Annotated in this window: 5 protein-coding genes; 3 read left to right on the top strand and 2 right to left on the bottom strand. The window is 70.0% G+C overall.

What is annotated here, in order from left to right; genetic code table 11:
* Window positions 1-144: 144 nt before the first annotated feature.
* On the bottom strand, window positions 145-4374 hold the full coding sequence (locus ACWENQ_RS04715) for a GH92 family glycosyl hydrolase (protein WP_452412889.1): 4230 nt from the start codon (window positions 4372-4374) through the stop codon (window positions 145-147).
* 278 nt (window positions 4375-4652) lie between these two features.
* Window positions 4653-5120 (bottom strand): RDD family protein, encoded by a 468-nt coding sequence (locus ACWENQ_RS04710; RefSeq protein ID WP_449916195.1) that lies wholly within the window; start codon window positions 5118-5120, stop codon window positions 4653-4655.
* Between the two features lie 140 nt (window positions 5121-5260).
* On the opposite strand from ACWENQ_RS04710, the gene ACWENQ_RS04705 reads away from it, so the two are divergent.
* From ACWENQ_RS04705 to ACWENQ_RS04695, 3 genes are all read left to right on the top strand, one after another.
* Window positions 5261-5548, top strand: coding sequence for a hypothetical protein (locus ACWENQ_RS04705; RefSeq protein ID WP_452412888.1), 288 nt, complete (start codon window positions 5261-5263; stop codon window positions 5546-5548).
* Between the two features lie 126 nt (window positions 5549-5674).
* Entirely contained in the window at window positions 5675-7099 is a 1425-nt protein-coding gene (glnA, locus tag ACWENQ_RS04700) for a type I glutamate--ammonia ligase (RefSeq protein WP_354912885.1), read from the top strand.
* Window positions 7100-7413: 314 nt separating this feature from the next.
* Window positions 7414-7611 carry a hypothetical protein gene (locus ACWENQ_RS04695; RefSeq protein WP_449916200.1) on the top strand — a complete coding sequence of 66 codons (198 nt, stop codon included), beginning with the start codon at window positions 7414-7416 and terminating at the stop codon, window positions 7609-7611.
* Window position 7612: the final 1 nt, after the last annotated feature.

The raw sequence follows: 7612 nt of genomic DNA, 5'->3' as shown, positions 1-7612 counted from the left end.
CCCCTCGGGGCCCGCCACCCCCGGGGCCCGGCGAACTACCCCGGTCGCGCGCCCCCCCCCCGCCGCCCGCGGCGCCGGGGGGGGCGGGCCCCCGCGGCTGTGCTGGTGCCCTCCCGGTGCCCGGCCGGGCCGGGAGCGCGGCGGTCAGCAGGTCACCGGGCCTCGGACCGCGTTCGGCAGCCCGTTGTCGCGCATCGCCGGATCGTTGCCCGCGCAGGTGAGCGGGCCGCCGACGGTGCTGGCGCTGACCAGCGGGGCGGCGTTGCGGGTCAGCGTGACGGGGCCGCGGACCTCGGCCGCCTCCAGGCTCACCTCGCCGCGCACGCCCGAGACGCTCACCGGACCGCCCACCGAGGAAGCGGTGAGGACGAGCGCGGCGGCCTGGTGCGCGGTGACCGGCCCCTCGATCGTGGCGTCCTTCGCCAGCAGGCCGGCGCCCTGCCGTACCGTGACGGGGCCGGTGACGGTGGCGTCCTCGGTCAGGCAGGTGACGCCCTCGGCCACGACCAGCGGGCCCCGGTGGGTGCCGCTGACGGTCCTCGAACAGGCCTGGTCGGGTACGGCCAGCAGTTCCAGCTCGGCGACGGTCCCGGACGTCGTGAAGCGGTAGTGGCCGAACCGGCCCGGGTTTGCGATCTTGAAGGGCCTGGTCTGCTTCTGCCAGGCGAAGCTCTCCTCCTTGCGCTCGTCGATGACGCTCCAGGTGGTGCCGTCGTAGGAGCCCTCCAGCTTCCACGCCCTCGGGGCCGCGGAGGCGCCCGAGGTGAGCGTGTAGAAGGTGACCGGCTGGCGGCCCGCCGCGGTCAGCGTGACGGGGCCGCTGAACACCGCCGCGGTGGCCGAGGTGTCGTCCGAAAGCGCGGCGGGGCCGCCGGTGACCGGGATGTCGCGCATCGGCCGCGGCGATTGCCCCTCAGGGGTGATCGACTGCAGCGGCGTGCCCCACGTGGAGGGCTCGGGCCCCATGGCGAAGTCGAGCACCGCGCCCTCGGCCAGGACGTCGTGCGGCAGCGAGGTGGAGGTCCACGCCTTGCCGTTCACCTTGAGCCCCTGGACGTAGACGTTGCGGGCGCTGTTCTCCGGCGCGTTGACGACCAGCTTCCTGCCGCCGGGCAGGTGCACGGTGGCCTTGGTGAACAGCGGCGAGCCGACCGCGTAGTGCGGGCTGCCCACCTGGAGCGGGTAGAAGCCGAGCGCGCTGAAGAGGTACCAGGCCGACATCTCGCCGTTGTCCTCGTCGCCCGGATAGCCCTGGCCGATCTCGCTGCCGAGGTAGAGCCGCGACAGCGCCTCCCGCGCCTTGGCCTGCGCCTTCCACGGCTGGCCCGCGTAGTCGTACATGTAGATGACGTGGTGGGAGGGCTGGTTGCTGTGGCCGTACTGGCCCATCCTGACGTCCCTGGCCTCGCGCATCTCGTGGATGATGCCGCCGTAGGAGCCGGGGAACGTCGCGGTCTCCTGGCTCGCGAAGAAGTCGTCGAGCTTCTTGGCCAGGCCGGCGCGCCCGCCGTACAGGGCGGCGAGACCGACCCCGTCCTGCGGGGCGTGGAAGGCCATGTTCCAGCCGTTGGTCTCGGTGTAGTCGTGGCCCCACACGCGCGGGTCGTACTGCGAGGGCGTCCAGCGCCACGCGCCGCTGGAGTCGCGACCCTGGAAGAAGCCGACCGCGGGGTCGAACATGGTGACGTAGTTGAGCGCCCTGGACCGGAAGTACTCCGCCTCCTCCGTACGGCCGAGCGCCTGCGCCATGCCGGCGATGCCGAAGTCGTTGATGTAGCCGTCGACGGCCCACGACATGGCCTCGCCCACCTCGTCCCTCGCGGTGTAGCCGCGGAAGACCGAGGTCTGCATGCCCTTGCGGCCGACGGCGGCGTTGGGCGGCACGACGGTGGCGTTCTTCAGCGCCGCCTCGTAGGCGCCCTTGACGTCGAAGCCGCGCACGCCCTTGACGTAGGCGTCGGCGAAGGCCACGTCGGAGCTGGTGCCGACCATCAGGTCGGCGTAGCCGGGCGACGACCACCTGGCGATCCAGCCGCCGTCGCGGTACTGCTGGACGAATCCGTCGATCAGCTCGCCCGCCGTACCGGGGCTGAGCAGGGTGTAGGCGGGCCAGGTGGTCCGGTAGGTGTCCCAGAAGCCGTTGTTGACGTAGATCTTGCCGGCGACCACCTTGGCCCCGGTCTGGGTGGGCGTGTCGGCGCCGGTGCGCGGCGCCACCGGGCTGGCGTGGCGAGGGCCCTCGGGGGTGTTCTCGAAGCCCGAGTTCGGATACAGGAACAGGCGGTAGAGGTTGGAGTAGAGCGTGGTCAGCTGGTCGTCCGTGGCGCCCTCCACCTCGATGACGCCGAGCTTGTCCTCCCACGCCTTCTTCGCCCGCGCCTTGACCTCCTCGAAGCCGCCGGCCTCCAGTTCCAGGTTGCGCTTGGCCTGGGCGACGCTGATGAAGGAGGTGGCGATGCGCATGGTCACCTGCTTGGCGCCGAAGGCCAGGTAGCCGGTGACGTTGTCGCGCCCCGCCCCGGTGAGCTTGCCGCCGCCGGTCGGGGTCTGGTCGAAGACGGCGTAGACGAACATCCTGGTCGCGCCGGCCGACAGCCCGCTGCGGGTGTCGGTGAAACCGGTGACCACTCCCCCGTCGATCGTCAGGCCGCCGTCGTTGTTGTAGTTGTCGAAGATCAGGCTGCCCCGCTCCTCGGGGAAGGTGAAGCGGAAGACCGCCGCGTGGTCGGCGGGGGCGATCTCGGTGCGGATGCCGTTGAGCAGGTCGACCGCGTAGTAGTACGGCCTGGCCGTCTCCCTGTCGTGGGTGAACGGGGTGGCTCGGGCCACCCTGTCAGGGTTGGGGACGGCCAGCAGCGACGGCATGACCTGGAAGGACTGCCGGTCGCCCATCCACGGGCTCGGCTCGTGACTGGCGGCGAACGCCTGGATGGTGGGGATGTTGTCGGGGTTGCCGTTGCGGTGGTACTCGTACAGCCAGGAGTTGGTGCCGGACCCGGTCATCGGGGTCCAGAAGTTGAAACCGTGGGGGACGGCGGTGGCGGGGAAGGTGTTGCCGCGCGAGAAGCCGCCGGTGGAGTGGGTGCCCCTGGTCGTGATCGCGTGGTCGGCGACGCTCGACGGGGCCTGCGCCCTGGTGTCGGCCAGCGTGATGTCGTCGACGAAGCCCTTGAACGGCAGCGGCCCCACCGGGGCGTCGAAGGCGACCAGGATGCGCGTGACGCGCTTGCCCTTGGCGATCTCGCCGAGCCGTACGCGCTTGTTGTTCCACTGGTCGGCGTAGAGCGTCTTCGACTCGCCCTGGGCGCGGGCGACGGCCCTGGTGCCGTGGTGGTCGCGGGCCTGCAGGTCGCTGAGGTAGGTGCCGTCGGAGAAGGCGAGGTCGAGTCCGGCGTAGGTGCTGGGATAGCGCAGGTCGGCGCCGGTGAACTCGGGGAAGATCTTGTAGGACAGCTCGGTGTCGGGGCCGACGGGGACGTCGACCTCGAAGAGTTTGTTGGTGGAGCGGCCGCCCCGCTCGGTCGTGGTGCTGCCGGAGTAGCGCAGCGCCTTCAGGCCCGTGTAGCCGGCGCGCGGCTTGGCGGTGAACCCGCCGCTCGGGCCGCCGCTGACCAGGCTGCGCATGTCGGAGGGCGGCTTGGGCGCGGTGTCGCCGTCCGACAGCTGCAGCTCGGCGAGCTGGACGATGCCGCCCGAGCCGTTGCGCGTGACGTTCAGCCGGTAGTACAGGTAGGCGCCGGGGTTGGCGACCACGAACTCGCGGGTCTTCAGCCTGGCGTCGAACACCTCTCCCGCGCGGGTGTCGACGGCGGTCCACGTCCGGCCGTCGACGGAGCCTTCGAGCGCCCAGTCGCGCGGGTCCCGCTCGGGCGCGTCGTTGGCGGAGGCCAGCGCGTAGCGGGCGACCCTGATGGGCTTGGACAGCTTCGCCGACACCCAGCCGGTGCCGGCGAAGACCAGCCACTTGGTGTTGACGTCGCCGTCGAAGAGGTTCTCCTTCACCTCACCGGCGGCGCTGAACTCGCCGCTGGCGTTCACCTCGACGACCTCGTCGGTGATGTTGCCGGGGATGCCGCCGGTCGTGCCGCCGGTGACGCCTTCGGCGCCCTTGACCTCGTCGACCGTGTTGACCCAGGTCGGCTGCGGCTGGCCGGGTTCGAAGGAGCTGTGGAAGAGCGCGTCGGCGGGGGCGAGGTTCACCTGCGCCCTGCGGGCGGACGGAGGCGGGGTGACCTCGGGCGGGGGTGGGGGCGGGGTGGGGGTGGCGGACGGCGCGTCCGAGGGGAGTGGCGAGGGTGGCGGGTCGGCCAGCGCCACCCCGGGTAACGCCAGGACCAGGGCGCTCGCCAACGCGGCCAGGTGTGCTCTCCGCATGCCGGGACCTCCGAGGAAGCTGACAACGTTGTCACCGAAGATCCTTCGGATAGACAACGTTGTCAACGCCCGCGCAGATCACCTTTTGGTCAACGACCACCGGCTGTCACGTTTATCCAGCCCTCAGACGAAAGGGCACGGCGAAGCCGATGAGGACACAGGGACGGGCCGGGCAGGGCGCGCACATGACGGCGCGACCCAGTGACCGGCGCGGGAGACGGGGTGTCGCGGGGCGACGCGGGCCGACGCGGGCCGACGCGGGCCGACGCGGGCCGACGCTACATGCGGACGACCACGGTGTTGGAGACGCGGTCGTGGACGCCACGCTGGTCGCGGTCGAAGATCACCGCGGGGACGGCCAGGCACAGCAGGATCGTGCGGACCAGCACGGGGAACCACCGCGGCCGCCCGCCGTCCATCGCGGCGACCCTGATGCCCAGCAGGCGGTGGCCGAAGGTCTGCCCCAGGAACCCGACGAGCAGCAGGTACTGCACCGCGAAGATCGCCACCGGCACCCAGGGCGACTCGGCGGGGTTGACCCGCAGCAACGCCTGGGCGATCGCCCAGGTGCAGATGAGCCAGTCGATGACCAGCGCGCCGATCCGGCGGCCGAACCTGGCCACCGAGCCACTGCCCTCCTCGGGCAGCCCGAGACGCTCACCCGGGTAGCCGAGGTCGACGCCGGCGGACCTCACCCCGCCCAGCCAGGTCTGGGTCCACCGGGGCTGCTGCTCCTTGCTGCTCATGCATCAACGGTATCCGGCGGGGTGGCCGGTCACGCCAGCCGTACATCGTGATCTGATCGCGCTTCTGCCCAGGGGGGTCGCACCAGCATCATGGGCCGGTTGGGCGGCGCCGTCCGGCTTCCGCGGAACGGGGGTAAGGGATGACAGGGGACGATCTACACGCCCGCTTCGACGCGGTCGTCGCGCAGATCGGCGAGGACGAGCGGCGCAGGATGCGCGCGGCGGCCACCAAAGGGATGCGCTCGCCCCGGCGGACCCGGCCACGGCGGCGCGTGTGGCTCGCGGTGTGGATCGTCGTCGCCGTCGTCGCGGGCGCGGCGGTGCTCGTGGCGGCCTGGCCCGAACTGCTGACGGACATCGTGCCCGCCGTACGGCAGGAGCCGCCCGCCGTCCTCGTTCCTGGGCCGGGACACGCCGAAGGGTCCTGAAACGGGAGGACCGGACGGCGCGGCGGGCCGGGCCCCCCTTAACACATGCGAAACAATCGGGACACGGGCCGGAAACGGCCGACGCCTAGGGTCTGCCTGATAGCCCATGCCCCGGGAGGTTCGAGAGTGTTTAACTCCGCCGACGACGTCCTGAAGTTCATTGGGGACGAAGGGGTGCAGTTCGTCGATGTCAGGTTCACCGACCTGCCGGGAACGACGCACCACTTCACCTTTCCTGTGGAGAACTTCAGTTCCAACGTTTTCTCCGACGGCCTCATGTTCGACGGCTCGTCGATCCGCGGTTTCCAGGCCATCCACGAGTCGGACATGCTCCTGCTGCCCGACCCCACCAGCGCCGTGCTCGACCCGTTCCGTCAGCACAAGACGCTCAACATCAACTTCTTCGTGCACGACCCGCTGACCGGTGAGGCCTACAGCCGCGACCCGCGCAACGTCGCCCGCAAGGCCGAGGAGTACCTCAGGGGCACGGGCATCGCCGACACCGCCTACTTCGGCCCCGAGGCCGAGTTCTACATCTTCGACGACGTCCGCTTCGAGACGAACCAGCACTCGAGCTACTACTACGTCGACTCCATCGAGGGCGCCTGGAACACCGGCAAGGCGGCCGAGGGCGGCAACCTCGGCTACAAGCCCCGCTACAAGGGCGGCTACTTCCCCGTCCCGCCGATGGACCACTTCACCGACCTGCGCTCCGAGATGGTCCGCAACCTCATCGAGTGCGGCATCGACGTCGAGATGCAGCACCACGAGGTGGGCACCGCCGGCCAGGCCGAGATCGACTTCAAGTTCGGCACGCTGCTGAAGACCGCCGACAACCTGATGCTCTACAAGTACGTCATCAAGAGCACGGCGCTGGAGTACGGCCACACGGTCACCTTCATGCCCAAGCCGATCTTCGGTGACAACGGCTCCGGCATGCACTGCCACCAGTCGCTGTGGAAGGACGGCTCGCCGCTGTTCTACGACGAGGTGGGCTACGCGGGCCTGTCCGACACCGCCCGCTACTACATCGGCGGCCTGCTCAGGCACGCCCCGTCGCTGCTGGCCTTCACCAACCCGACGGTCAACTCCTACCACCGGCTCGTGCCCGGCTACGAGGCGCCCGTCAACCTGGTCTACTCGCAGCGCAACCGCTCGGCCTGCGTGCGCATCCCGATCACCGGGTCCAACCCGAAGGCCAAGCGCATCGAGTTCCGGGTGCCCGACCCGTCGTGCAACCCGTACTTCGCGTTCGCGGCGATGCTCATGGCCGGCATCGACGGCATCCGCAACAAGATCGAGCCGCCGGAGCCGGTCGACAAGGACCTCTACGAGCTTCCGCCCGAGGAGGCCCGCCAGGTGCCGCAGGTGCCCGCCTCGCTGCCCGAGGTGCTCGACGCCCTCGAGGCCGACCACGACTACCTGCTCGAGGGCGGCGTGTTCACGCCCGACCTCATCGAGACGTGGATCGCCTACAAGCGGGAGAACGAGGTCGACCCGATCAGGCTGCGCCCGCACCCGCACGAGTTCGAGATGTACTACGACGTCTGACCGCGCGTTTCCGGCCTGGACGACCTTCTCGAAGATGGGCGCTGAGCTAGGAAACCTTGTCGTTGGTTGTCGTTGTTTGTAGTTGCTGAGCGACGTCAGCCGGAACAGATCCGGACCAGAACGGCCCGGCACCGTCATCGGTGTCGGGCCGTTCGTCGCTGGTGGGGCTGATGGCAGCGCTCCCGCAATCGTGTTCCGCGTAGTGCTCATCCTCCTCCCAGGCGCGTTCGTTCTACGCCCTTGACGCGTCTGGCGTGCCGACAGACGATCGGCACAGGTCGAGAAACTTCGAGCAATTCGATCAAGGAGCAGTCATGCGCCTGCGGTTCCTCGGAAGCAACAGCGAGCAAGGCACCTGTCCCGCCGTCTACGAGACCGACCGCGGCACGATCGCCGTCCAGGGGAAGGTCGTCATCGATCCCGAAGCGCTCGGGGATGCGATCAATCTGGCCTCCGACGAGGTCATCGTCGAGATCCCCAAGGACCTCCTGCCGTACTTCCCCCAGGGGTGAT

It is taken from the genome of Nonomuraea sp. NPDC004354 (assembly GCF_053602555.1).
Note: the sequence above shows the minus strand (reverse complement) of the source record. Positions and strands in the feature narration are given on the sequence as shown.